The organism is Streptomyces sp. NBC_00461 (assembly GCF_036013935.1).
GTDB lineage: Bacteria > Actinomycetota > Actinomycetes > Streptomycetales > Streptomycetaceae > Streptomyces.
This window is the reverse complement of sequence record NZ_CP107902.1, coordinates 925625-951872: the sequence shown is the minus strand read 5'-3', so window position 1 is coordinate 951872 and position 26248 is coordinate 925625. Positions and strand designations below refer to the sequence as shown.

18 protein-coding genes and 2 pseudogenes are annotated in these 26248 nt (G+C 71.3%); 6 read left to right on the top strand and 14 right to left on the bottom strand.

Features of this window, described 5'->3' with window-relative positions:
- Positions 1-6: 6 nt before the first annotated feature.
- Positions 7-915 carry a DUF6424 family protein gene (locus OG870_RS04615; protein WP_327690646.1) on the bottom strand — a complete coding sequence of 303 codons (909 nt, stop codon included), beginning with the start codon at positions 913-915 and terminating at the stop codon, positions 7-9.
- A 273-nt stretch (positions 916-1188) separates the two neighbouring features.
- Between OG870_RS04615 and OG870_RS04610 the strand changes: the two genes are divergently transcribed.
- Positions 1189-1812 carry a hypothetical protein gene (locus OG870_RS04610; protein ID WP_266523947.1) on the top strand — a complete coding sequence of 208 codons (624 nt, stop codon included), beginning with the start codon at positions 1189-1191 and terminating at the stop codon, positions 1810-1812.
- A 9-nt stretch (positions 1813-1821) separates the two neighbouring features.
- Here OG870_RS04610 and OG870_RS04605 read toward each other — a convergent pair whose 3' ends face one another.
- From OG870_RS04605 to OG870_RS04545, 13 genes are read right to left on the bottom strand one after another with little or no spacing between them, the layout of a single operon-like run.
- On the bottom strand, positions 1822-2193 hold the full coding sequence (locus OG870_RS04605; protein ID WP_266523950.1) for a hypothetical protein: 372 nt from the start codon (positions 2191-2193) through the stop codon (positions 1822-1824).
- Between the two features lie 10 nt (positions 2194-2203).
- Positions 2204-4510, bottom strand: coding sequence for a hypothetical protein (locus OG870_RS04600; RefSeq protein ID WP_327690645.1), 2307 nt, complete (start codon positions 4508-4510; stop codon positions 2204-2206).
- Between the two features lie 39 nt (positions 4511-4549).
- Positions 4550-6004 (bottom strand): baseplate J/gp47 family protein, encoded by a 1455-nt coding sequence (locus OG870_RS04595; protein WP_266523955.1) that lies wholly within the window; start codon positions 6002-6004, stop codon positions 4550-4552.
- A complete protein-coding gene (locus OG870_RS04590; RefSeq protein WP_327690644.1) occupies positions 5997-6467 on the bottom strand; it encodes a hypothetical protein in 471 nt (156 codons plus the stop codon). Before OG870_RS04590 ends, OG870_RS04595 begins: the two co-directional genes overlap by 8 nt.
- Entirely contained in the window at positions 6467-8380 is a 1914-nt protein-coding gene (locus OG870_RS04585) for a hypothetical protein (RefSeq protein WP_327690643.1), read from the bottom strand. The genes OG870_RS04590 and OG870_RS04585 overlap by 1 nt, the downstream gene beginning before the upstream one ends.
- Positions 8364-8906, bottom strand: a complete 543-nt coding sequence (locus tag OG870_RS04580) for a hypothetical protein (RefSeq protein WP_266523966.1) — start codon at positions 8904-8906, stop codon at positions 8364-8366. The genes OG870_RS04585 and OG870_RS04580 overlap by 17 nt, the downstream gene beginning before the upstream one ends.
- A complete protein-coding gene (locus tag OG870_RS04575) occupies positions 8903-9397 on the bottom strand; it encodes a hypothetical protein (protein WP_266523969.1) in 495 nt (164 codons plus the stop codon). The genes OG870_RS04580 and OG870_RS04575 overlap by 4 nt, the downstream gene beginning before the upstream one ends.
- The gene (locus tag OG870_RS04570; RefSeq protein WP_327690642.1) at positions 9397-10719 is read right to left on the bottom strand and encodes a hypothetical protein; all 1323 of its coding nucleotides are present in this window, start codon (positions 10717-10719) and stop codon (positions 9397-9399) included. The genes OG870_RS04575 and OG870_RS04570 overlap by 1 nt, the downstream gene beginning before the upstream one ends.
- Positions 10719-14000: a hypothetical protein gene (locus tag OG870_RS04565; RefSeq protein WP_327690641.1), complete on the bottom strand. Its 3282-nt coding sequence runs from the start codon at positions 13998-14000 to the stop codon at positions 10719-10721. The genes OG870_RS04570 and OG870_RS04565 overlap by 1 nt, the downstream gene beginning before the upstream one ends.
- Positions 14001-14015: 15 nt before the next feature.
- A complete protein-coding gene (locus OG870_RS04560; RefSeq protein ID WP_266523976.1) occupies positions 14016-14321 on the bottom strand; it encodes a hypothetical protein in 306 nt (101 codons plus the stop codon).
- Between the two features lie 53 nt (positions 14322-14374).
- Complete coding sequence (locus tag OG870_RS04555) at positions 14375-14839, bottom strand: hypothetical protein (RefSeq protein WP_266523978.1); 465 nt, start codon at positions 14837-14839, stop codon at positions 14375-14377.
- Between the two features lie 17 nt (positions 14840-14856).
- Positions 14857-16107 (bottom strand): hypothetical protein, encoded by a 1251-nt coding sequence (locus OG870_RS04550; RefSeq protein WP_327690640.1) that lies wholly within the window; start codon positions 16105-16107, stop codon positions 14857-14859.
- 19 nt (positions 16108-16126) lie between these two features.
- Positions 16127-17080, bottom strand: a complete 954-nt coding sequence (locus OG870_RS04545; RefSeq protein WP_266523982.1) for a hypothetical protein — start codon at positions 17078-17080, stop codon at positions 16127-16129.
- 186 nt (positions 17081-17266) lie between these two features.
- On the opposite strand from OG870_RS04545, the gene OG870_RS04540 reads away from it, so the two are divergent.
- The 5 genes and pseudogenes from OG870_RS04540 to OG870_RS04520 all read left to right on the top strand — a co-directional run bounded on the left by OG870_RS04540 (position 17267) and on the right by OG870_RS04520 (position 26218).
- Positions 17267-19891, top strand: a complete 2625-nt coding sequence (locus OG870_RS04540) for a beta-propeller fold lactonase family protein (protein ID WP_327690639.1) — start codon at positions 17267-17269, stop codon at positions 19889-19891.
- A gap of 341 nt (positions 19892-20232) precedes the next feature.
- Positions 20233-21069: a YncE family protein gene (locus OG870_RS04535; protein WP_327690638.1), complete on the top strand. Its 837-nt coding sequence runs from the start codon at positions 20233-20235 to the stop codon at positions 21067-21069.
- 85 nt (positions 21070-21154) lie between these two features.
- Positions 21155-23764, top strand: a complete 2610-nt coding sequence (locus OG870_RS04530) for a YVTN family beta-propeller repeat protein (protein WP_327690637.1) — start codon at positions 21155-21157, stop codon at positions 23762-23764.
- A 63-nt stretch (positions 23765-23827) separates the two neighbouring features.
- Positions 23828-24049 (top strand): annotated as a pseudogene (locus OG870_RS04525) (IS1380 family transposase); the annotation flags it as partial.
- Positions 24050-24458: 409 nt separating this feature from the next.
- A pseudogene (locus OG870_RS04520) lies at positions 24459-26218 on the top strand (reverse transcriptase domain-containing protein).
- Positions 26219-26248 lie beyond the last annotated feature (30 nt).

The following is a 26248-nucleotide window of genomic DNA, read 5'->3' as shown; positions in this document are numbered from 1 at the left end:
CTGCTCCTAACCGGTGCGCCTGGTGGTGGTGCGCCGGGTCGCTCCGCCCCGCCGCGGCGTCGTGGCGGTGACGAGGGGGCCGGTCGCGGTGCGCCGCCCAGGCTCGATCTGTTGCTTGAACGCCTCCAGGGCGACGGTGCTGTTGGCCGGGAAGATCGCCATCTTCCCCAGGCTCTGGGCCTTGGCGAGAGTGTCGCCCGCCGTGCTCCCCTCGGGCGCGTGCACCAGGCGTACGTGTCCGTCGCCCGATCCGCGCCGGTCCACCGGGGCCACGGCGCCGTGGGTGCCGTCGGGCAGGTTCACCCACAGTTGGAAGTCGTCGTACCGGACGAAGTCAGCGCCCTTGACGGGCCACGGGTAGTGGTGTTCGCCGGGCACTTTGGGCAGGATGCCCTGGTGGTTGCCGCGGCTCATCGGCACGCAGGCATTGAACAAAGAGTCGGTCCACCGCTCGACGCCGTCGGCGTCCGTGATCGGCGTGCGCAGCAGTTCCTCGGCGCTTTTGTAACCCAGTTCCCCAAGGGCGGGGAGGGTGTCCGGGAAGGCGCCGATGAGCTCGGCGGCCTCCTGCCGCAGCCGGTCCACCTTCGCCGGTTCGGCGCAGAACTGCATGCTCCACTCGATGCCCACCCGTGCGCGGTACATCCGCCAGCCGCTGGCCCCCTTGACCCACAGACTGCCGCCGTGGTGCATCTCCCAGTGCTCGGCGCCGGGAGGCCGGGGCCCGTAGGGGAGGTCGTCCTCGCTCATCTCGGCGAGGATCTTGTGCGCCGCCTTCTTTGCGGCCTGGAAGTACGTCGACTCGAAACGCGGGGGGTGGTCGACCAACTGTATTTTCCAGGGGTGGTTCTCCGATTCCGTGCCGCCGGTTGCCATACGAGACTTGGCTGTTGAAGGGGAAGCAGTGTGCGTCATGGTCGGCCTCCTCGCGCCGGTGACGTGGACTCGCGCCAGACCCGCGGCGCCAGTGCCTGTGTGTCCATCGTGCGCCCGGAGCCGAGGGCAGACCAGTCGGCGGACGGCTCTTGCGTCCGCGGAAGCCCCGCCGTACGTCCGCCACTTGGCGTGCTGCGGCCATGCCCCTGCCGGCAGCCGACGACTGCGGTGGACAGGCCGGACCGGGAGGGCAGACGATGGGAGTGGCGCAGCCCGGGGCTACGGCGGGTTGCGACGGAGGAGGTGGTCCTCTTGGCCTTCGGTATCTCGTTCACGCGTACCTTCAAGCACACCCCCTGGATCGACGCCGTCGACCGCGTCTCGGCCGCAGGTGACAACGGATTCAACATCCGTTTCAAGGGGCTTGAGGAGGATCTCGACACGATCGGGGAACGCTTCACAACCGTGAGTGCGGCACTCGACTCCCTGGTCCGCGTCGGAGGCGCCGAGCGCACGCTCGTAATTCCGCCGCTGCTGACCCCGGTCGGCGGCGCCTCGGGCTGGGACCTGTCCACCACCCCGGGTACGGCGAGCGTGTTCGGCGAGGTGGACGCCGTGGGGATCACGGGAGCCGTGCCCGTCACCCTGCCAGGCGCCGGGCGGATCCTGGGCTTCCAGGCATTCGGGGCGATCGGACAGGTCGCCGAGGTCAGGGTCGATCTGACCCGGCGTAGCCTGGGCGCCAACGGCGACGAAGCGGTGATCGTGCGGATCCAGGCGTCCGAGAGCGCGGCGTTCCGCGAGAGACCGCCCGACCCCTCCAAGGCGCGGATCGATCCCCAAGCGGCCTACTACATCACCGCCCGAGTCGGCGGCACGAGCGTCCTCAGCTCGGTGACGCTCACCGGATTCCGGGTGAGGTATCAGGAGTCCTGATCCGTACGGTCAGGTGGAGCTGAGCGGCCCCGTCGAGGAGGCCGTCAGCGTGTTGCCGTACTTGTCCTTGGCCGTGTCGCCGTCGAGCAGGACGCCCCGGCCGTCGGCCCGCAGCCGGCGGTTACTCGCCTGCAGGGTCACGGTCGATGCACCGAGCACAGTCGCACCACTGGAGTTCGCCCCGGAGAAGCCGAACTCGCACGTCGCCTCGTGCAGCACGAACGCCCCTCCCGCGCTGAGCGTGCTGGAGGCAACCTCCTTCACCTCTCTGGCGGTCCACTTCCCGCTGTTGGCGCCTTCCACGAGTTCGTTGGGCTGAGCCGCCTTGCTCGCGGTCGCCGTGATCCCGCCCCGCACCACCACCGCCTTGTCGTCCGCCAATGACTTCTCCCTACGTCTCGTTCAGTGGCCGCTCGGCATGGCTGCCCACGTCGCGCCTGCGCCGGTAGCGGCGGTACGTGCGCGATGCGTCCTGCGTGGGGAAGGCATCGCCCGCCGCGTCCGCCCCGAAGTCGACGTGATCGCGCCGCAGTTCGACGGTGTTGATCTCGATGCCCAGCGGACACAGGGTTTCGAGGATGTTCATCACGTAGCTGTACTGCTCGCGGTCGAGACGGGCGTCGCCGGGCAGCTCAACCCGCACCTGGTAGGGATCTGCCAGGCCGCGCCGGGTATGGCCGAGGCACACCAGCAGGGCCAGCCCCTCGCGCTGCGCCACGGCATGGATGCGTCCGCCGGAGGAGTTGACCAGGGACAGCGGCAGGTCGTCGGTGGCAGGCAGGGGCGGACGAGGGACCTCGGTGACGAGCCACTGGAACTCGGCGGGCGGCGCCTCGCCCGGCTTGGGGGGTCTGCCGGGCAGCAGGCTTACCGCGGCCAGCATCAGCACCCGCTGCGCCTCGCGGTCGAACACTCCGTACACGCTGTAGAAGCCGCTGTCCAGCAGGAGTCCGGCCCGCGCGGCCACGGCACCGCGCAGCGCCTCGCCGCTGCCGAGGGCACCGAGCTCGGCCACGGTGAACGGATAGGCGACGATCTGGTCGAGTACGACCACGTCGAGGACCTGTGCGGCGAAAGCTGCCCCGTCGGTGGCGAGCAGGTGGCCCGAGACGAGCGGGGCCAGTGCCTCGGGCGGGGTCACTCCGGTGCGCCCGGAGAGGTCCTGGAGGGAGGTGGCCAGGGCATCGCCGGTGAGCTGCGCGGGGGCCGGACCGAGACCTGCCTCGGAGAAGCGCGTCGCCGCCCGGTGCGCGGCCTCGCCGGCCAGAGGGTGGAGGCCGCCCCAGGTCGCGTCCGCCCGGTGCCCGGCCTGGTAGCCGGCCTGTTCGGCGACGGCCATCTGGGACGGCCCGTCGATGGCGAGTCCCGCCATGGGCAGGCTGGAGACGAAGAAGGCGTCGTCGGTGAGCGGATGCACGGTGCGCAGCCCGCACGGCTCGGCCAGCCAGCGCCCCACCGGGTCCTCGGCGAAAGGACGGGGAACCAGTGTCGCGGCCAGCGCCGACAGTTCCGACGTGGCCCGGGCCAGCCCGTCCACGGCCGCGGCCATCGCTGTCAGCCGCTGCGCGCCGAACCGCCCGAGTGTCGCGCCCAGGCCCAGTTCGTGCAGCGGGTCGGCTTTCTCCACGTGGGCGCGGAGCAGGGACACCGGACCGGAGTCGCCCAGCGCGCGCATCAGGCGGACCATCCGGGCCAGGCAGACCGCCAGGGAGGGTGCCAGATGCCGCACCTCGGGCGGGCCGGGGGGCCGGGTCACCTCGGTGGTCAGCACCTGGCGTACATCCTCCAGCTCCCGGCGCTGCTCCGGCGGCACCAGCGCCGGGAGCGGCTGGTCGAGGTTGAGTAGGTACACGGTGCGCAGCAGTTCGTGGACCTGGGCGCGGACGGCCGCCCCGCCGGGGCCGACATCGACCAGGCAGATGGCCAGGGCCAGCGGGTTCTGTTCCTCCACCAGGCGGAATCGCGCGGTGACCCCGAAGCCGCCCGGCAGCCCGGTGTTGCCGTCCGTGTCCGCGCCCGGGCCGTTGAGGGCCCGCCCCAGCCCGGCGGGGGTCGGCAGCCGCCAGGAGGTGAAGATCTTGAGGCGGCTGCGGTACCGGTCGTCGTCCTCGTCGGGCAGGCGGTACACGCCGAGATCGCGGCCGAGCGAGTCGAGAGCGCCCGAGAAGGCGAGTCCGACGTGCCGGCAGGCGGCGATTTCCCTGGCCTGCCGGAGCATCCGCTGCTTCTCCAGCGAGGCCAGGTACACGATCCGCGCGAGCACCCCCTCCAGCAGGACGCCTTCGACGAGCTCCGCGGCCCGGTCCTGGGCGAGGGCCGGTCCGCGTGCCGTCTCCTCCGGCACCTGGTCGTGGCAGCGCGGCGCCGCTACCTCGTGGACGGCGACCGTGATCTCGGCTTCCGGCGCGGGCAGCAGCACCGGCAGCAGGGTGCCCGGGCCGGAGAAGGGGGCGAAGACCAGCGGCGGCAGCTCCTCGGCGCCGGTCTGCGCGCAGCTCACGACGAGGGCCTGATCGGCCAGTGGGGTGCGCAGCCGCATCAGCAGCAGCGGCTCGTGGATGTGCTCCGGGACCGACAGTCGGCCGCCGCTCAGCGGCAGGAGGCGGGTGCGGGCGCCTGCCGCATATACGGGAGGCAGCGCTGCGAGGGCGCTCTCGAGACCGGAGTCGGTCAGCAGACGGTTGCCGGGCAGGGTCATCGGGGGTCCCTCGGGTCGGGTGACATCGGCATGCGTGCCTCACACGATCCGGATGTCGTCCGGGGAACCGACGAGCTGTGCGATCTCCGTGGGGCCGACGAGGACGTCCTCCAGTGGCCGGAGCGGCCGGAGGGCCTGGGGGACGGTGCCGCTCCCGCCGGGCTGGTCTGCGCCGGGCTGGTCCTCGCCGGGCTCGGCGGCCGCCAGCTCACCGGCGGACAGTTGGGGCGGATAGCGCCGCAGCACCAGGTCCCGGGCGTCCACAACCCCCGGTTCCTCCATGACCGCCCACATCACCTCGCTGTAGCGCACGGGCTCGCCGATGCCCAGGGCCAGCAGCCGGCGCCGTACCCGGTCGAGGATGCGCTGCTTGAGCGCGACGGCCTCGGGGGCGGCCTGGACGGTGGCCCCCGGCCCCACCGGGATGGGCAGCCCCTCCACCGAGATCGTGCAGGTGAATCCCACGCTCACCTGTCGCGCCCGGTCGATCTGCGGGGCGATGCCGATGGGCCGGACCTGGTCTACGGCCGCCTCCACCTGGGCGTACAGCTGCTCCCAGATGGCGCCTTCCTCAGGCGCCACCAGGACGGTGAAGAAGTACGGATTGCCGAGGCTGCGCTCCTGGGAGAAGAGCCGCTCCAGGAACGTGAAGCTGCCGAAGATGGGCTGGTTGATGTCCAGCCCCCCGTAGAGGTCCTTCACCAGCACCTGGCGCACGCCCGGAACGAGGGCGACGGTCAGACGCACGGCGTCGGGGGACCACACGTTGCGCGGGTAGGACAGCAGCAGATCGCGGTAGCGAGCGTCGCTCCAGTACGTCGCACCGCCGCTGGTCGCGGTGGTGTGCTCGACGACCACCGGCTGGGCGCCCAGGCGTTCGGCCAGTTGGCGCAGCAGCGCCGTGCCGGGGTCCTCCGGGCGGAAGCCCACGATCCGGTCCGCCGGGGAGCCGAGTGGGTCGATGTCGGACTCCGGCCCCGGCACCAGGGCGGTCACCGGGACGGTGGCCTGGCGGACGGCGTTGCTGAGGGACACGTCCTGGTCGACGAAGAACTCCAGGCCCCCGTCCGTGAGCAGGCGGGCGCCGCGCTGGAGGGGGAGCTGGGGGACATCGGCCGGGAGGTCCTGGGCGAGGGAGAGCCGGATCTGGCCGGTCGCCCGGTGGTGCGGGCGGGGCAGCCCCAGTTCCTCGCCCAGCCGGGACAAGGCGTCACCGACCGCCGTGCTTACCCGGGTGTCCTCGTAGGCGAGCCCGAGATGCACCCAGGTCCGCGCCTCCTCCAGGGCGACGATCTCCAGGATCTTGCGCAGCGCGCTGCCGGCTGTCAGATCCACGTCGGATCCGAACAGCACCCGCGCCGCGGCCATCTTCTCGTCCAGCAGCCGCGCCAGCGGTTTCGGGACGAAGCCCTCCGGCGTGATCCCGAAGGCCTTGCCGGTTCCGCTGATCCGCGCCAGGTCCTCCAGGTCCGTCGTCTGCACGCTCTCAGTCATCTGCCGTGACCTCACCGATTGCCGTCTCCACAACCCCGCCCACCACGGTGCGCACCACGACGTTCACCTTCCAGCGGCGGGTGCCAGGGCCGGTCTCCTCCAGGGTGAGGTCGAGCACCTCGGCCACCCGGGAGTCGGCGGAGACCGTGCGCAGCACGGAGAGCCGCAGCATCTCCAGGGACAGGGGAGGGGTGAGGCCCTGGGTGAGGACGTGCAGCCCGTCGAAACCGAAGCGCACGTGGAGCGGGTCGGATCCGGGCGGGGTGAGCAGCGCGACGGCGAGGTCCTGCGCCAGGTTCTCCTCGCCCTCGACCAGCGCGAGTTCGCGCCCGCCGATGAGAACCAGATCGTGCCCGAGGCTGTCGGCTTCGACCGGTGCGAGGGCCAGGCCGTGGCCCAGCCACCGGCGCTTGAGGGCCGTCGCGCTCGCGGGGGACGGGGCGAGGAGGGGACCGGGCGGCATCAGGGCACCTCCACGACGGAGTTCGTACGGAAAGTGATCTTCTCGGCGGCCAGCGTGAGGTTGGCGTCAGTGCTGATCTCGATGTTGCCGTGCCCGTCCATGCTGATCCGGGCATTGGCGACGGCGTGTTCGATGATGAGCTCCCCGTCGGCGGCGTCGTCGGGGCGCTGGCCCACGGGCTTCATCAGGCCCCGGCCGACGGTGATCCGCAGGCCGCCGACCTGAATCACCCGGTTGCCCAGTCCGTTGATCAGGTCGTGGCTGGCCGGGCCGGTGGGGCGGGGGGCGGAGGCCGGGTCCGGGGCAGACTCGCCCGAGTCATCGGTGCCAGCCAGGTTCGTCGGCAGACTCAGCCACCAGTCGCCCAGGTGGGAGCGTGGTGCCGCGCCGTCCTCCCAGAGCGCGCCGGCGACGACGGCGTTCTGGAGCTCCTCCCGGTAGTGCAGGCTCATCACGCGCATCCCGGGATAGTGCGGCACGACGAGGCCCGTCCCGCCGTAGGCGTACGGGGTGAGGTAGGGCTTGTCCACCAGCTGGGTGGGTGTGGTCGAGGGCGCGGCCCGGGCCGGGACGTTGGGCGAGGGCGTGTCGGCCAGCCCTTCGTCGACGGCGAGCGACTGGGCGGGGACGTCGTGGCCGTCGCGGAAGGTGGCGGCGACGTCCTGTCTGCGGACCATTCCCACTTCGTGGGTGCGGCGCTCGGCCGCAGCCTGCCGGCGCTCTTCGGCGAGGGCGGCCGCGAGCCGGGACGCCTCGTCGCTGCTGCCCGACCGCGTGCCCAGAGCCGGGCGGTCGTCGGCGGGCCCGCACTGCACGGTGAGCCGGGTGACGAAGCCCGTGGCCGGACCAAGCTTGTGCACGAAGCCGACGACGGTGTAGTCGAGGGGGTTTCGGTCGTCTGGGCCGGTGAAGACATCGCCCAGCGGGCCGATCGCCGAAGTCGCCAGCGTGTCGGTCAGGCCGGCAGGCGAAGGGTTGGGCAGATCGGCGCGTACCACGTCGCCGACGGCAATGTCCGGGCGGCCGAGGAGGGTGAGGATGAAGCGCCGCACCTTCGGCGTGGCGAAGGGTGAGCCCAGCACCTTCGCGTCCGGGTCGGGCTCGATCAGCGGACGGCTCTCCACCAGCCCGGTCTGCGGTGTCAGTTCCCAGCGGTGGCCGTCCTTGACCTTGCCCTTCGCGCGCCCCACGTGCAGCCGGCCCAGACGCAGGAACATCGGCACCTTGAACCGCTCGGGGCCGCCGTGGGTGAGCTGGGCCACCTGCCCGAGGAGCTCCACCACTGAGTCGGCGGCGCCGGCCTCGAGTTTGCGCTCGACCGGAATGTCCTGGCCCTCCCCGTAGACCGGGATACCGACCGCGGTGTCCGTCACGCACAGTTCCGTCGCGTACCCGATCACGGTGCGCTGCTTGGGGTTGATGGGATGCTGCGGCTTCCGGCACCGCATGCGGTGGAAGGCGGAGTCGATGCCCGAGAACCTGGCCCGGTAGGTGAACTCGCCGTGGGCGCGCTCCACTCTGAGGACCCGGCCGTGCAGGACTGTCTCGAGGCCGTCCTTCTCGCCTCCCGGGGCGCCCGGCAGGACGGCTCCGACGGCCGCTAGGGCCGCCTGTACGAAGCCCAGTCCGCGATCCCACCAGCCGAGACGGATCTCCACGTGCATGTACTCGCCGTGGGCGATCGCGTGGTAGTCGCGGTCCCGCATGCCGTCCACGGTGATGTCGAACGTCGCTCCGCGCAGGTTGTTGTCGGCCTCGATCGCGAGCTCGGCCGGGTAGTCGGCGTGGGACAGCCGGAGCGCGGGGGCGCTTTCGTCCGGGAAGCCCTTGCCGTTGTCCTTGCGGAAGACCAGGGCCCATCCGGCCTGGAAGCCGACCACCTGGCCGGCGGCCGTGTCAGTCGAGAAGGTCATATGGATCTCCTTCGGGGTGCTCGGGCTGGCGGATCCGGACCGGGCTGTCGGCCGCCGGGAGCCGTACGCCTGCCAGAACGCGGCTGCCCACGTCACCGGGCTGTACCAGCGAACCGGCCGCGAGCCGGAGATCGAGGAAAAGGACTTCGAGCAGCAGGCTGCTGCTCGCGGAGGTCCCGAACGGCATCGGGCGCCCCACGACGACGGGTGCCGAGCCGATCACCCTGCCCGCGTCCACGACGACGACATACGGCCGCACGGCGGCGGTCGTCAGACTCTCCGGCGGCGGAGCGGCCAGAGCCGCCCGGGCGTCCGCGGCGGATGTCGGGCGGCGGGCCTCCTCCTGCGCCCCCTCCACGACCAGCGCGGTGGGCTCCATGGTCAGTGTGGCCACGAGGTCGGCGGTCATGGCGACGAGGCTGACGGTGAGGGCCCGGCCGCCGGCCGTGACCTGAACCTGCTGGGGCAGGCCGAGCGCGGGGTTGAACGGCAGCGGGCTGTACCCGGCGGGCAGGACGCGCGTCACAGGAACTCCGTAAAGGTCGAGGCCGCCAGGGCGCCCGCGTCCACGAGGAGGTCGACGGGACCCGGCGGCGCCACCTGATGCAGTCCGATAGTGACCTCGGTGGTGTCCAGGCGTTGCGGCGACGCCGTGAAGGACAGGTCGGTCACGTGCATGTTCATGCGCACCGCCATCCGGGTCGCGAGCACCAGCCCCGCGTACCTGCCACCGGTGAAGCGGCCGAGGGCTCCGCCGCGTTTGGCGAAGTCGGCCATCAGCTTCAGGGCCTGCATCCAGGCATGCCGCTGGGGCCCGATGAGCAGGGCCGTCAAGGAGGCCGCCTCCGTGGCGTTGCCCACCGCGGCCCGGAACGAGGGGGTCCCGATCGGCGGCAGCGTGTAGCGCTCGTTCAGCGATAGCCGCTGCACCGCGAACAGTGGTACGGCCAGCAGGCCGTCGGTGATGATGGCCGCGGGCAGGCTCTGGAACTCGTCGAGCCGGGAGGAGGAGGTCATCAGTCCCTCACCACCGAGAAGTACATCCGCACAGCCGAGCGGGGCGTGCCCACCTCGGAGGTGAAGATCCGCTCGAACTCGTCCCTGAGCTCCGGCGAGTTGGTGACCCACTCCACCCCGTGCAGCCCGTTGTCCTGGGCGAAGACGAGCTGGCGCTCCATCTCGGCGGCGAGCGGGATGCGGGCCGTCTCCTCGTACCCGGCGATCAGTTCACGCGCCGTCAGCGGCGGCTGCCCGCGCATCTCGGTCACGACGTCAGCGGTCCGGTGCTGCTGCCCGGGCGGGCCGCCTCGGCCACGCAGAGGGCCCGACTCCGCGAGCAGCGCCTGCGTGTGCTTTGCCTCCCGCACCCAGCCGTTGACGATGCCGACCGTCTCGAAGGACCCCACCGGGTCGGGCAGAACTCCGGTGCATTCGAGGCGAGTTCCGGTCGCCTTCTCCTGATAGGCGCCGGCCCGGTCCTGCGGCCCGCGCCGGGGGACGGCACGTTCCGGTCTGAGCCGGCCATGGGCGACCAGCACCGCGATGGCCATCCGGTTGCGCTTCGCCAGATCGTCGGCACCGGCCAGGATGTTCCGGACCGCGGCGGCGACCGCCCGGTCCCCGTGCTCGGCCCGGAAGGCGTCCACGAACGCCAGCGCCGCCGCGCTGACTTCCTTCGGCTGCCGGCCCAACTGCTGGGCCGTGTACGCCTTGCCGGGGCCGGTGCGGCCGGCCCGCTTCGGCGCGGGCGGATGTGCCTCGATCGCCTCGAACAGGCGCCTGCCGGCTGCCACGGCCGCCTCTCCGGTCCCCGGTGCCGGACGCGGCGCGGTGGTGCCCGCGCCGCCGGGACGGACGGCCCGGGCACCCGGCTCGGGCACGGGAGCGGACGAGCGCAGGGGGCCCGCCGCTGTCTGAAGCTGACTGCGTACGGCCGTCCGCAGATCGTGCTCGCTGTCGCCCAGCATCCAGGTGACCGTCTGGTCCAGCGTCCGCAGCTCGTCCAGGGCGGAGACCAGCGTCCGCAGGTCCGCCTCCCGCGCCGCGGCGCCGCGTGCCGCGCTCCCTGCCCCGCGCAGCGCCTCCCGGTCTCCCAAGAGTCTGTTCAGTACGTCGTGCAGCGTGCCGCACGTGACGTCGAGCCGGCGCTCGTGCACCCCCACCGCGCGCGTCAGCAGGACCCTGGCCAGGTCGTGCGCGAGCTCCTCAGCCCTGCTCCCGCCGTGCGCAGCGCCCAGCACCCGGATGATCCGCTGCATCTCGGGATTTGTACGACCCCAGCGCTGCAGCTGCTCCAGCAGGGCGCCCCCGTCGACGCCCCCAGTGCCGAGCGTGGCCATCACTCGCCCCCTTCTCCCGGCCGGTCCGACGTCCCGTGCAGCAGCCCCTGGTCACGGGCCCAGTCCGTGACCACGGGGCCGAGCACGCGAGCCGCGAGCACGTCCATCACCTGCGTCACGGCCAAGGCCGTCACGGCCTCGCGCAGGGCGTGCCTGAGCATCTGCTCGGTCGTATCGGCCACGATGGTGCGCCGAGCGCCCCCGGTCACCGCCCGCACCGCGCCCCGCGCACCGGCCTGCCGGCCCAGCTGCAAGGCCTCGGTCGCCCCGCGAGCGATCGCCTTCGCACCCCCGGCGACACTGCCCACGTCGAAGACGGAGAAGGCGAGGCCGATCAATGCCATCAGTTCGGCCAACTCCACGTCCTGCCACCGCTGGAGCGCGTCGGGATCTTCCAGGGCGCGGTACAGCCCCACTTTCTCCTGCGCACCCAGGTTCTCGTGCACGGCCAGGCCTAGACTCACCGCCGAGGTGACCGCTCCGGCGAGCGTCGCCCCCAGGGGAGCGCACAGCAGGGCGAGCACGGTGATCCCCGCGGTGGCGAACACCTGCTTGACCGCGTCGAAGCCCCCCTTCCGGTCGATTGCGAGGTTCACCCCCTCCCCGTACTCCGGGACGTCTCCCGCGTAGGGCCGCAGTTCGTCGTCCGACATCGCGTGGATGCCCGACAACGCGAACGACAGCCCGCGGGCGTCCTTGCCGCCCGTCCGGGCCACGAACTGGGATGCCTCCAGGGCGAAGAAGGCGCCACTGTGCGCCTCCGTGGCCTTGCGTGTCATCTCCTCGTTGGCCGCGGCCAACGTGCCCAGCAGCTCCGTGAGATGGCGCCGCAGGAAGCCGGGGTCGCCCTGGGCCGAGGCAAACACCCGCTCGATGTCCTCCACCTGGAAGTAGAGCGGGTCGACCTGGTTGACCAGAGTGCGCCGGGAGAGGATGCCCCTTTCCAGATCCTCAGGCGTCCAGACCCGGCCGCCCTCCACCGCCGCGTAGCCGGTGCCCCGGCGTTCGATCCGGGCGTCGACGAGTTCGGACAGCGTTTGGGGGTTTACCTCGCCGATGGGGGCGGGTTTGGCGTAGTCGTACTCGCGATCGCCCGCGTGATACCTGGTCTGTCGCCGGGACAGCACCTCTCGCACCGTTCCGATCGCTCCGATCCGCTCGGCATGCCGTACGGCCCTGCGCAGCACCAGCAGTTTCACCGCGCTGCCGCAGAGGATGTCCAGGACACGGGCGAAGTGTTCCAGGGTCTCCTCGGCGTTCGGCCCCCGGCGCTGAGCGATCGCGGCCCCCGAGGAGCGCAGCTGCTGGAGCAGCAGGACGCGGCAGGTCTCCGCGTACAGGTGCATGCAGCTTTCGGACAGCACGCCGTGCACGTCCGTGAGAAACCGCAGGGCCCAGGCCGCCGCCTGCGGCCCGGGAGTGCCGGGGTGCGGCCGGATCAGCGGGGCGTTCTCCGCGAGTTGGTAGGCCGCGACGATGTCGTCGGCCAGCCGGCGCAGCAGGGCGACCGCCCGGGCCAGGATGCGCAGCTGCTCGACCTCGGGCGCCTGGCCGGGACGGACGTCGACGAAGCCGTTGTTGCCCCCGCCGTCGGCCCGCACAGCCACCTGGGTCGTCACCGGGCTGCGCACGGAGGCCAGCCCCACTCCGCGGGCGCGGACGGCGACCGCCCTCGCGCAGTTCAGGGTGAACATACCCGGATGGGCGCACTCATCGACGTCGAGCAGGCGCGCGATGCGCCGCATGTTCTGGGCGAGCGCGTCCTGGCGGCTGACGAGCGCGGTCAACGCCGGTTCGCCCTCGTACGCGGCGCACACCACGTCCTCGCCCGGGGCGTCCGTCCCCGGCCAGACGCGTTCCGGCCCTTCGGGGAGCGAGCCGCCCGCTGCCGCCCCGCCGGCGTCCTCGGCACCGGGTACGGCGCGCTCGGGCCGAGCCTCGCCCGGAGTCGGTGGTGGGGCGGGGACCCCGGGTCCGGGCCGGGACGCGGAACCGGGCTGTGGCTCAGGCTTCGTGGTGCCCGGCGGTGTGGCCCCGCGCTCGGGCTTGGCCGGGACCGCAGGCTTGGTCCCGGGTGCGGGTGCTGCCGGCGCGGGCTTGGGCTTGGGCGTAGGGCCGAGCCTGGTCCCGGGCACGGGGGCGCGGGCCGGTGCGGGTGCGGCCTTGGTCCCGGATCCGGAGGCGGCCGGGGTACCGGATGCGGGCCTACGGCCGGAGGCAGCCGGTCCGAAGCCGGGCGACGCTGCCCTCGATTCCAGGCCGGCCGGTGGCAGGGCGGTGACGAAACGGATCGGCGAGGGAGTCGTGGCCTTCAGCACTGCGAACATCCGGCGATCGCCGTGCAGGCGGAACAGAACCGTCGGCTCGGTGGCCCCGCCCAGCATCAGTTCGGCATAGCGGCGCCGGGCGGCGGCTAGGCGGAGGGGATGGCCGGCCGGTTCGTGGCCGGCGTCGAGCAGCTCCGTGATCAGCTTCTCGATCTCCTCCACCGTGCCCTGGCGCTCGGTGCGCTCCAGGTCGTGATACGGGGCCAGGCCGCCGGTGACCGTTGCCTGGCGGAACCCGACGCGGCCCCCCGGGCGCGGTTGCCATGTCAGCAAGTCCAGCTCCTGCCAGTTCTCGCGATAACTGCCCTTCGGCAGCTGCCCGACCGGATCGATGGCGGTCACGTCGCTGATCCACACCAGAGCGCGCCGCTGCCGGCCCTCGGCGCTCACCAGTCCCGCGTAGCCGGGGTAGCCATGGATCTCCGGCTGCCACACGGCGCCCGACCGGTCTAGGTGTTCGCTCCAGGCGACCGCAGCGGCTTCGTTGACCGTCAGGACGGTCCCGGCGGCGGGCCGCAACGATCCCGGGGCCGGCCTGTCGCCCCGCTGATGGAAGAACCGGACGGCCTCCTCCTTGCCGGGCCGGTCGTAGGAAGGGATCCGGTAGGTGGCCCCGTCCTCGTCCCGTCCCAGCCGCGACGCGTCGAACGGCTCGGCGCGCACGGACGGCACCGGCCGGCGTCGCAGCAGGCCCGACGCCGAGATCCCGGCGGTCACGCCCCGGGTGGCCGCCCGAGCGGCGCGCTCCCGCAGCTCCTGTGGGGCCGGTCGGCCGGTGAAGACCGGATCCGGGCGGTCGACAACGATTCGGCGCCCCGATCCGCGCACGTCCAGAAACTCGCGGCGCGCGGTGAGCAGGGCGGTGCGGCAGGCGTCGCCGACCGCCCGCTCCAGGAGCGTCAGTTCGTGCCCGGTGACCGGTTCCACGAGGGCGACCCGGATGGGGACGTGCACGTGCAAAGACACCTCTCAGCCCCGCTCGGTGTACGCGTCCATGGCATGGCGGACCCGGCGCAGCGCGTCGTCGACCGCGTCGCGGATCGCGAGCGAGTCGAGTGCGCCGACGACCTCGACGGTCACCGGCAGATGTACGTGGATGTCGTGCCGGCCGTCCTGTTCGGCGAGGGCCAGTTCGGCCTGACTGCCCTCCAGGGGCACGACCAGTTCGTCCCGGCGTACCAGAGCGGTGCCGGTCTGCCGGACGCGGCCGCCCCACGGCTCGGCGCCGTGGCCGTCAGGCCGGGTGCCGTCCGGTTGTCCGGTCGGGTCGTTCATCGGGTCCTCCTGGGTGCGCCGGAATCATGGTTGCCGTCCGCGCCGCGGCGCTGTCAGGTGATGGGGGTAGGCAGCGTGCGCTCAATGCCGTCGTCGACCACGGCCTCGCGGGCGACGCCGGAGAACGTCGCGGTGGGCGCAGCGTTGGGAACCGCATTGGACGGGTTGGCCGAGGTGATGAGGCACTTGTTGAAAAGGATGGACTTGAAGTCCCACTGGCCGGTGCTCCCCTTGGCCTCGTACAGCCCGATGGAGAACTCCTGGCCTCTCATCGCCAGTTGGGTGAGCGAGGCGGACGCGCCGCCGATCGCCTTCACGGTCATGGTGAAGGTGAAGTTGGCCGGATGGGCGACGTAGCCGACGTGGGTGGCTTCGAGGGAGTGGACGACCTCCCCGCCCAGGTTGAACTGGGGGGTGAAGGAGTCCACGGGGGTCAGCGGATGCGCGGTCTGCCCCTCCACGATGACGGCGAGCCGCGACTGCGTCCAGTCGCTCGATGCGGGTGCAGGAGTGGTCACAGCGTCCTCCGGTGGACTCAGGCCTTGAGCGCGAGGTTGATGTCGAGGAAGTGCACGGCGCCGGCGTAGGTGACGGAGAGCAGCACCTCGACCGTGCGGTCCCGGCGCGCGCCGCTGAGCGTGCTGGTCTGTCCGGGCGTGCGGGCGGACTCCTCCGCCTCCAGGACCGGCAGCAGCGGAATGTCGATCGTGTAGCCGGCGATGATCCCGGATGTGAGGAGGGGGCTGAGGATGCCGTTGATGCGCGACTTCAGGCCCTGCATGCCGAGCCGGTCGATGCGGGTCTCGCCGATCGAGCCGATCAGCCCAGACTTGAGCTGGAACTCGATGTGGTCAAGGACCCGGACGATGTCGACGAAGAGCTTCGAGGTTTCCGTCGTGAAACAGTGCCCGGAGCCGAGGAACAGCCCCTCGCCGGGGATGAGTTCGGGGTCGATGACCGGGATGATCAGCTTCTCGGCCAGGTTCTTGATCTCCGTACCACTGAACTGCCGGGACAGCGGGATCCCGAAACCGCGGACCTGCTTCATCAGCACACTCGCGTGCGGGGGGTACCCAGCGATGGCGCCGGTCACCGCGGCGGCCACATCGGGCTGTTCACCGGTCTCCTTGTCCTTCTCCACGCGCGCGGCGACCAGGATCATCCGGCTGGAGCCGCTCTTGACGTCCGTGTACGTGCTGGCGGCAGCCGCGGCGAAGGTGGCCCTGTCCTCGTCGGTGGGGTCGAGAGGGAGGTCGGGGTCGACCATGCCGACCCCCATCCGGGCGGAGCCCGCCTCGCTGACGTTGTCCACGTGCTTCTTGAGCCGCTTGAGCTGGTCCACGCCGGTCTCGCCGGCCAGGCACACCAGCTGCACGGGCAGGGACTCCGCCGCCTTCAGCGCGGCGTCGTAGTCAGGTGCCGCAGCAGCGGGCTGCTCCCCGCCCAGGCCGCCCCCGCCGGGCGGGGTCTCCGCGGGGCCGGTCGGAACGGCGTAGACACGCGACGGCGCCGGATCCTGGAGCAGCGCGGCACACAGGGCGCGGTAAAGCGGCCCCGCGCTCGTGACCGCGCGCGTCTTGGTGTCGACGACGGCGAAATGCTCACGCGCCTCGGCTTCGCTGCCGATCTGTACGGGGATGTTGGGCGTGACGGTGACCCTCGTGCCGGGCGCGCCGACGATGGCGATGTTGCCCGTGGCGCGGCGGGCCAGCGGCTGCATGCCCCGAGTGTCGATGGTGACGTTGATGTACGGGTACTCGGGTGCGATCTCGTCGGTTGGGGCCATCGTGGGCACTCCCGTGCGGTCAGGGCACCGCCACCGGCACGATGCCGAGGGGCCGGAGCCGGAGGGCGAGTTCGTCGAGGCGGGCGGTGCGCACGCCGGCGGTGTCGGCCGGGTTGGGCCCCTGAGCCGTCCCCGGCAGGTCGGGCTCGTCCAGGGCGGCCTGCGGGAAGAACATCAGGGCCGGCAGCGGTGTCCGTACGGCCGTGCCGACCGGCGGCCGCGGAGGTTCGGCATGTGGCGCGGCCCGCGCCCTGCCTGTCTGGATCTCGGCGAGCCGCGCGGCCAGGTCACCGAAGGGCTCGTCGACGGCGAAGCCGAGGCACTGCACCGGGAAGTCGGCCGGTACGGGCGGCTGCGTTGCGTCCTCCACGAAGTTCAGGCTCAGCCGTTGCGGCCTGCGCGGTGGGCTGAGTTCCGCCAGCAGCTGTTCGAAGGTGAGCGGTCGGCTGCGGAGCAGGGTGCCCAGGGGCGCCTCGCCGCTGGTTGTGAACCGGTCCTCCAGAGAGGCGATGAGCGCGCTCAGCCGCCGCTGCTGTAGTGCCTCGCCCGGCGCCGGCAGAGCGCCGTCCTCCGCCACGATGCGCGCGTCCACCGCGTCGAGGTCGGCGATGCCTCGCAGGTCCCGCATCTCGGCCTGGGTGATCGAGGTGCGTACCCCGGACAGGGGCGCCAGCAGCGTCAGATCCAGCCGCGCGTCGGCGCCCACCACGGGCCCGGCGAGTGGCAGTTGGGCGGCCAACCGCCACTGCTGGCCCGACTGCACGCCGTGCATGTGGGCCTCGAGGGGCTGCACCACTCCGGAGGTGGGCATCAGGGCCACCTGCCGTGCCTGCACCTCGATAACGGGCCCGACCGTCGCCTCCTCGGAGGTGAACGCCGCGTGCAGCAGCCGGTCACCCACCTCGGGCGTCAGGAGGGCTGCGCATTCCTGCGCGTCGAGCAGGCGCAGCAAGATGCGGTCGCGAAATCGCATCAGCTCTCCCTCCGGCCCTCGCGCGGCACGCGGCGCCCGCCGCAGCACAGACGGAGTACCAGCGCCGGTCGCGGCCGACACGCCGCCCGCCGCGGCTTCACACGTTCCGGCGACGGACCGGAGCCGACTGGCCGCGCCCGGGGTGTCGGCGCCCACCGGCCGGCGGACGGACTTCACGGTGGGCAGATGGTGAACCCCAGCACCGCCCCGATCCCGCTCGACCTGCGGCCGTTCGGCGCGGCCATCACACCGGACGGCCAGCGCCTGTACTTCACAAGCCCCGACGACACCGGAGCGGTGTTCGTGGTCGACACCACGAGCCACTCGGTCACCGCGAAGCTGGCCTGCCCAGGCGCAAGAGCAGCCGTCATGAGCCCCAGCGGGGACCGGCTCTACGTCGCCGGCGACCCGGGCAACCAACTCTTCGTGTTCGACACCCGCACCGACACCATCGTCGAAACGGTCGCCCTGGAGGGCGCGCCACTGAAAATGGCGCTGACACCCCAGGGCACCCGCCTGTACATCACCTACAACGACGTCGGCCAAGTCGCGGTGGTCGACACGGCGAGCGGCCAGGTGATCCGTACCATCGGCCTCGGCGGCGAGCTGCTCGGCGTCGCCGTCGCCCCCGACGGCCGTCAGGTCTACGTGACCGATCTGACCGGGGGGACCCTCCGGGTGATCGACGCGGCGACCGACACGCCGCTGGCGATGCCGCCGATCGCCGTCATGCCGTTCCCCCGTGCCCTGGCGGTGTCCCCGGACAGCCGGCGGGTGTTCGTGGTGCACGGCCAGGACAGCACCGTCTCCGTGGTCGAGCCCGCCTCCGGCACCGTGCTGACCACGATCCCCGTCGGCGACTTCCCCATGGAGACGCTGATGTCGGCGGACGGCAGACGCCTGTACGTCTCCAACGCGGAGGACGACTCCGTCTCCGTGATCGACACCGAACGGCTGGTGGTCGTCCGTACGATCCCGGTCGGCGGGCCGCCCGCCGAGATGGTGCGCACCCCGGACGGGCACCGGGCCTACGCCGCGGGATTCCGGACCAAGCTCGTGGTGCCTTTCGACACCCGGACCTTCTCCCGGCCCGTGGGACCGCAGCCCGAGGGCGTGGCCCTCTCGCCCGACGGCCGACGGCTTCTGATTGCCACCACGGGTGCGGACGCGCTCGCGGTGATGAGCACGGGCGAAACACAGTTCACCGCGGGGCAGGCGCCCATGGCGATCGACGTGTCGCCGGACGGCGCGACGCTCTTCGTCGCCAACACCGGCTCGAACGACGTGTCGCTGATCGACACCCGCACCGGCACGGTAACCGCCACGGTCCCGGTCACGGCCGCGCAGTCGGTGGCGGCCTCCAAGGACGGCAAACATGTGTATGTGGCGGGCTCCGGCGCGCTGTCCGCGGTCGAGGTGGCCACGGCCAGGGTCACCGGCACCCTCCCGGTGGGGAGCCCCACGGCCGTCGGGGTCGGCCCGGACGGCCGGCACGTCTACGTCACGGACGCGGCGACCAACTCGCTCCTCGTGGTCGACACCGCTCAGCTCACCGTCGTCGGCGCGCCGGTGCCGGTGGGCTCCAACACGACCGCGCTGGCGGTGAGCCTCGACGGCAGACAGGTGTTCGTCTGCAACTCGGATACTGGCGTCACCGTCGTCGACACCGTGAGCCTCACGGTGACCGCCACCATCGAGGTGTCCGACGGACCTGAGTACGTGTGCGTGAGTCCCGACGCACGGCACGTCTACCTCAGTTGTCCGAGCGCCAGCACCATCAGAGTCGTCGACGCGGTCTCCCGGACCCTGACCGGGGACGCCATCCCCGTTCACCCGACCCCGCAGGCCTGTGCGGTCGGCCCGGACGGCCGACGGCTCTACGTCGCCTCCGCCGGGGCCGGAGCCGTCGAGGTCGTCGACACCGCCACGCGTACCTCCCTGGAGTTCCTGCCCGCCGGCCCGTTCCCGGCGGCGCTGGCCCTGAGCCCGGACGGGGGAAGCGCCTATGTCCTCGGCTCCGAGGCGGAGGTGATCACCGCTGTCGACACCAACGTGACGCGGGTACCCGTCGGCGGCCGGCCCCTGGGCGTCGCGCCGGCCCCGGACGGGCAGCGCGCCTACGTCGCCGGCTCCTCGGACGGCACCGTGTCCGTGATCGATCTCGCCTCGCTTCCGCATACCACCGGCCCGGCGATCGCCGTGGGCGGCCGCCCGCAGGCCGTAGCCGTCAGTTCGGACGGAAGCCGCCTGTACGCGGCTGACCATGCCTCCGGCGATGTCGTCGTCATCGACACGGCCACCGGCGCCGTGGCTGGCCGGCCGATCCCGGTCGGCGGCATTCCGGCGGACCTAGTGCTCTCGCCCGACGGCGCGCACCTCTATGTGACGGACTCCGACTCGGGCACGGTCTCGGTGATCGACACGGCCCTCGGCCAGGTGACCGGCGCACCCGCCCCGGTCGGGGTCGCACCCTCCGCTCTGGTGGTCACCGCGGACGGAAGCCGCCTCTTCGTCGCCGACCCCGGCCAGGACGCGGTGCTCAGCACGGACAGCGCCACGCTCACGGTGACCGACCGCGCCAACCTGCCCGCGGCCCCTCAGGGCCTCGCCCTGGGCCCGGACGGGCGGAGCCTCATGGCCGTCCTCCCCGCGCTCGGCGCCCTCGCAGTGATCGACACCGCGACTCTTCAGCTGCGCGAGCCACCGATCCCGGTGGGCGGCGCGCCGCACCGGGTCGCCGTCGCGCCCGACGGCCTGGTGGCCTACGTGACGAACGCGGGCTCGGGCACCGTGACTCTCGTGGACCTTTGACGCTCGTAGACCATTGAGGACGTGGTGAACCTGTGAGATTGCAGAGCCGACGGCCCGGTTTCATCCTGAAGACGTGCCGACCTCGAGCACCGCCCTCATTCCCCTCGGCCCATGGTCGGAGCGCCCCCCGCCGGCTCGTCTACGTCACCTGCAGCGACGCCGACAACGTGACGGTCATCGACGCCAACTCCCTCACGATCGTGGGAAGTCCGTTCCGGGTCGGACCCCGGCCCCTCGTGGCAGCCTTGGACGAGCGGGTGGGACGCCACGCATCGGCTACGCTCGCCGCCCGGACCGGCGCTGTGGTCGAGAGGTTCCCTGTCGGCCGCTCTCCGTCGGCCGTGGCCCTCTCACCAGACGGCCGGTACGCCTACGTCACCAGCATCGACGACGGGGGCGTATCAGTGGTCGACACGCACACCACAATCGCGGTGGGCAGCAGGCCGACGGCAATCGTCTTCTCCCCGACGCGCCGCCTGTTCTACGTGGCGCAGCCCGACGCGGGCACGGTCACGGCCGTCGACACCGCGTCCAACACGGTGACGGGCGCGCCGATCCCGGTCGGCGGCCAGCCCGGCGCGCTGGCGTTGACACCCGACGAGAAGCGTCTTTACGTCGCCGACTCCGCCGCCGACTCCGCCGCCGGGACCGTCCGCGCCGTCGACATGGCCGGACCCACTCCGGCCGTCGGCCCGCCCGTCCAGGTGGGCGGTGCGCCCATGGGCCTCGCCGTGGTGCCCGACGGCACCCGCGTATACGTGGCCGACTCCGCCGGCGGCACTCTCGCCGTGATCGACACCGCGACCGGCACGATGACCGGCGCACCGGTCGCCCTCGCCACAGGAGCGTTCGACGTGGCCAGCGCACGCGACAGCCGGCGTCTGGACGTGGCGGACGCCGGCGCCGACGCGATTCTCGTCGTCGATGCGACCACCCTCACGGTGACCGCCCGGGTGGCACTGCCCAGCACACCGCGGTGGCTTGCCGTCACCCCCGACGGGAGCCGCCTGCTCGTCACCCTTCCCTCTGTCGGGTCTCTGGCAGGTCGGCACCGCCGTTCTCGGCCTCCCGGGGGACCCGATCCCGGTCGGGAGCGTGCCGCATGGGGTCGCCGTCTTCGCCGACGGACACCGCGCGTGGGTCACCAACACCGCCTCCAACTCCCTGACGGTAGTTGATTGTTGAACTGCCTTTGGTGTGCAGACCGTTGGGGCGGGGGCGCCTCGGATTGCGGACATCACCGACCGTGCCCATGCTGAAGAAGTGATCGATTCCCTGCCCGGCGTCGTCGCCCTAGACCACCAACCGGACGCGCTGGCGATCTCTCCGGACGGCCGTTCCCTCTACGTCTTGCTGACCGACGGCACCCTCCTCTTCCTGGACACCGTCGACAACCGGACGACGGGCACGGTCGCCCTCAGCGAAGGCGGTTTCGTCGCCCCCGCCCCCGACGGCCGCCTGTACGTCAGCAGCCCGACGGCCAACGCCGTCCACGTCGTCGACACCACCACCAGGACCCTCCTGCGCACCGTCGCCGTCGGCGGGCAGCCCCACGAGCTCGCGGTCACCCACGGCGGCCGGCGGGTCTATGTCGCCCAGGACAACCAGGCAGTGTCCGTGATCGATACCGCCGCGGACACGGTGATCCGTACGGTCCCCCTCAGCGGCGACGTCTCCGGCCTCGTGGCCTCCCCGGTGGCCGGCGGCCCCGTTTACGTGGCCATGGACATCGACAACATCGCGGTCATCGACACTGCGACCGACACCGTGGTGGGCACCCCGGTCTCGGTCAACGGAGAAATTGTGAGCACGACAGTGTCACCGGACGGCCGCCTGGTCTTCGCCGCCGGCGGCGAAATCGATTCGATCGCCGTCGTCGACGCGGCCACAGACACACTGATCACGAAAATCCCGGTTCCCGGTTGGCCGTCCGACGTCGTGGTGTCGCCGGACGGCCGTCGGGCCTTCGTCGCCGTATCCAACGCGGACGCGATCTCCGTCATCGACACCGCGACCTTCTCCGAGCTGCGGAGAATCCCGCTCCAGGGTGCCCCGTTCCGGCTGGCCCTCACTCCGGACGGTCTGCGCGGCTACGCCGCGGCCCTCAGGCCCGGCTCCCTCCAGCAGTTCCCCACCCGCACGCGCACGGCGACCATGGGCGCCAGCCCGGAGGCGGTAGCCGTCTCGCCCGACGAGCGGCGGGTCTACGTCGCCTGTACCGGAGCGGACGCGGTCGCCGTGGTCGGTACCCAGGACGCGCAGATCGCCACCGGTGCGGGTGCGAACGCTGTCGCCGTGACGCCGGACGGACAGCAGGCGTACGTCGTGAACTGCGCCGAGGACACGGTGAGCGTGGTCGACACGCAGGGCGAGAGCGTCGTTGCCACTGTCCCCACACCCGGGATCGCGCTGGCCATGGCCCGGGACGGCCGTCACGTGTACGTCGTCGGAGGCGGCCTCCTCTCGGTGATCGACACAGGGACGCGCCAGGTAACCGAAGCCCTCTCCGTGCCGGAGGGCGCGCAGGGGGTGGCCGTGACCCGCGACGGCACTCGCCTGTTCGTCACCGACTCGTCGACAGGGACGGTCGTCGTGATCACGACGAGCCCGCTTGCGGTGCTCGGCAGCCCTGTCGCCGTCGGTGGTGACGGCGGGCTGCAGAGCGTGGCCGTGACTCCGGACGGCCGACAGATCTACGTCGCCAATACCAGCAGCAACAACGTCTCGGTGATAGACGGGCTCAGCCTGCAGGTCTCCGCCGTGATCGCCGTGGGGCAGTTCCCCTTTTGCTTGGCAATGAGCCCGGACGGGCGGACCGTCTACGTCACCAACCTCGAATCCGACAGCGTCTCCGTGATCGACACGAACACCCGGACGGTGGTCGGGGAGCCGATCTCGGTCCCGCGTAGCCCGCAGGGGGTGACGGTCGGCGGCGACGGACGTCACCTGTTCGTCACGGCACGGAACTCCTACTCGGTCATCGTCATCGACACCACGACCCGCACGGTGACCGCGAAGGTGCCTGTCGGGCCCCTCCCGTGGGGTGTCGCACTGTCTCCGGACCAGCGCCGGCTCTACGTCGCCAACAGCGGCTCCGACACCATCTCGGTGATCGAGATATCCCCGACGCCGGTGCGGGTGGGCAGCAAGCCGGTAGCGGTGGCCCTCACGACGGACGGTCGGCGCGCCTATGTCGCCGACTCCGGCTCCGGCACGGTGTCTGTGATCGACATGACCACGACGGCGCTCGCCGGGGCGCCGATCACTGTGGGCGGCCTTCCCCGGGCGATCGCGTTGAGCCACGACGAGAAACGGCTGTATGTCGCCGACTCGGCCACCGGCCACGTCATCGTCGTGGACACCGCGATGTCGACCGTGCTGGGTCCACCGGTCGAGGTCGGCGGCACCCCCTCCGCGATCGCCGTCAGCGGCACGCGCGCCTATGTGGCCGACGCGGGGTCCGGCACGGTGTCGGTCTTCGACACCGGGACCGGTGCCGTCGTCGGTGAGCCAATCACCGACGCCCTGGCCCCGGCCACTGTGGCGGCCGCTCCCGACGGGGCACGGGTCTACATCGCCGACGCCGGTTCCGACGCCGTCCTGGTGGTGGACTCCGACACGCTGACGGTCACCGGCCGTATCGCGCTGCCGGGCACCCCGAACGGTCTCGCCGTGTCACCGGACGGCCACCGTCTCCTGGTCACCATGCCCGCCCTGAAGACGCTGGTGACGGTCGATCCCGCCAGCCTGAGCGTCATCGGTTCCCCGATCCCCGTCGGCGGCGCTCCACACGGCGTGACCATCTCACGGGACGGCCGACGGGCCTATGTGGCGAACGCCGCGTCCGACTCTCTCTCGGTCGTGGACCTCTGACCACGACGCCGGACCCTGCCGACCAGGTGGCGAAACGGGGAGATTCGGCTCGGTGACCTCCAACCCACCGTCTCCCGCCTGATCGACACATTGGCTGGCACCGGGCCGCTTGCTCGCCGCGATCCGGCGTACACGGGCCGAACTCCGTGACCGTGTCTGGCGGTTGGCCCGCAAGGCAGTCCGGACGCGGAAGGCAAAGTGGTCGTGGACATCGACGGGGTGTTGGTCCTGGCCCACTCCGAGAAGCAGAACGCCACCGCGACGTGGAAGAAGACCTTCGGGCATTAGTGCGCCATGAGGCGCTCCGACGTATCCCCGGCGAAGCCGGGAGGAACTTGGAAGGAGGTTCCTGGGCCTGATGACTTACCCGATCCGGAAACGGTGACGGGACAAGAGCATGTCAGGAAACTGGCGGCCGTGCCGAGACGCTACGGACGGTGCGTCAGGTGGCCCGCGTGACATGGCGAAAGCTGAACTGCCTGAACCCCAATCTCCAGCGGAGGCAACGAAGACTCCTCCGGCACGGCGTCCGAAGCCGGAGTCGTCGTCTGCGGTGGCTTGATGGTGTGGCCGCCGCACCTTCCGGACGGCGACGCGACGCAGGAGTCACGACCTGCCGGGGAGGACGGTAACGCCGTCCGCAGGGGCGAAGGGGCACAGGTGATCGGACATCCCGGTCTGGGAGGTATGCGAAATGCAGAGCGCCGAAACGGTGCTGGGTGTCCTGCGTGACCGCGGCAGGCGCAATCTGCCGTGCGAGGAGTTGTATCGACAACTGTTCAACCCCGCAGCTGTATCTGTTGGCCTACGGGCGTCTCTACTCCAACCAGGGGGGATGACGCCCGGGGCGACCGGGGAGACCGTGGACGGCATGTCTCTGGACAAGATCGGACGCGTCATCGACGCGTTGCGCCACGAGCGCTTCCGGTGGAGTCCGGCACGCCGGGTCTACATCCCGAAGAAGAGCGGCAAACGCCGCCCGCTGGGCCTTCCTTCGTGGAGGGACAAGCTGGTGGCGGAAGTCGTACGTCTGCTGTTGGAGGCGTACTACGAGCCAACCTTCAGCGACGCCTCCCACGGTTTCCGGCGGGTCGGGGCTGCAACTCCGCGCTTCGTAAGATCGCGGACACCTGGCAGGGCACGACCTGGTTCGTCGAAGGGGACATCGCCGACTGCTTCGGCAGTCTCGGCCACGACGTCATGATGGCGACGCTGGCGGCGAACATCCACGATGGCCGGTTCCTCCGGCTGATCAGGAACATGCTGCAGGCCGGGTACCTGGAAGACTGGATCTTCAACGCGACGCTCAGCGGTTCCCCGCAGGGCGGAGTCGCGTCCCCCGTCCTGTCGAACATCTACCTGGACCGGCTGGACACGTTCATCGAAACGGTCCTCATCCCGGAATACACCCGAGGGATCTCCCGGCGGCCGAACCGGAAGTACCACAGGCTGTACTACGCGATGCGCAGAGCCCACGGACGAGGCGATCAGGCCGAGTTCCGGAACCTGCGCCAGCAGTTGCGGGCCTTGCCCAGCTCGGATCCACAGGACTCGGGCTACCGCAGGCTCCGTTATATCCGCTACGCGGACGACACCCTGCTCGGGTTCATCGGGCCCAAGGCCGAAGCCGAGGAGATCAAGGCACGGCTGGCCCAGTTCCTGCGTGACGACCTCAAGCTCGAACTGTCGCCCCACAAGACCCTGATCACCCACGCCCGCACAGAGGCGGCACGGTTCCTCGGCTACGAGATCACCGCCCAGCACAGCAGCACGAAGATCACGAACGGACGCAGATCCGTCAACGGCGTGATTCGACTGCGGGTGCCGATCCCGGTGATCAACGCCTACTGTTCCCACTACCTCAAGCGCGGCAAACCCGCACATCGCTCCGACTTGTTCGGCGCCCCCGACCGGGACATCGTCAGGAAGTTCGGGGCCGAGTACCGGGGCATCATCCAGTACTACCTGCTCGCCAATGACGTCTACCGGCTGACCCGTCTCCACTGGGTCATGGAGACGTCACTCCTCAAGACGCTCGCCGGCCAGCACCGCTCGACCGTCTCGGCCATGGCCCGCAAGTACCGGTCCAAGGTCGACACCCCGGTCGGGCCCCGCGTGTGCTTCCAGGTCACCACCGAGCGTCCCGGCAGGAAAGCGCTGGTCGTACGGTTCGGTGGCATTCCGCTGCGACGACAGAAGACCGCTCTGATCATCGATAAGCCGATGGCCGGAACAGTCGTCCGGCGCAGGGAACTGGTCTCCAGACTCCTCGCCGGTATCTGCGAGATCTGCGGCAGTACCGACGGCATCGCCGTCCACCACGTCCGCGGCCTCGCAGATCTGTCCGACCGCAGGCAGCCGCTTCCGTCATGGGTGCAGGTGATGCTCGGGAAACGGCGCAAAGCCCTCGTGGCCTGCCGCGACTGTCACACCGAAATCCACGCCGACGGCTGACGGAACACGAAGATCACTGGAGAGCCGCCT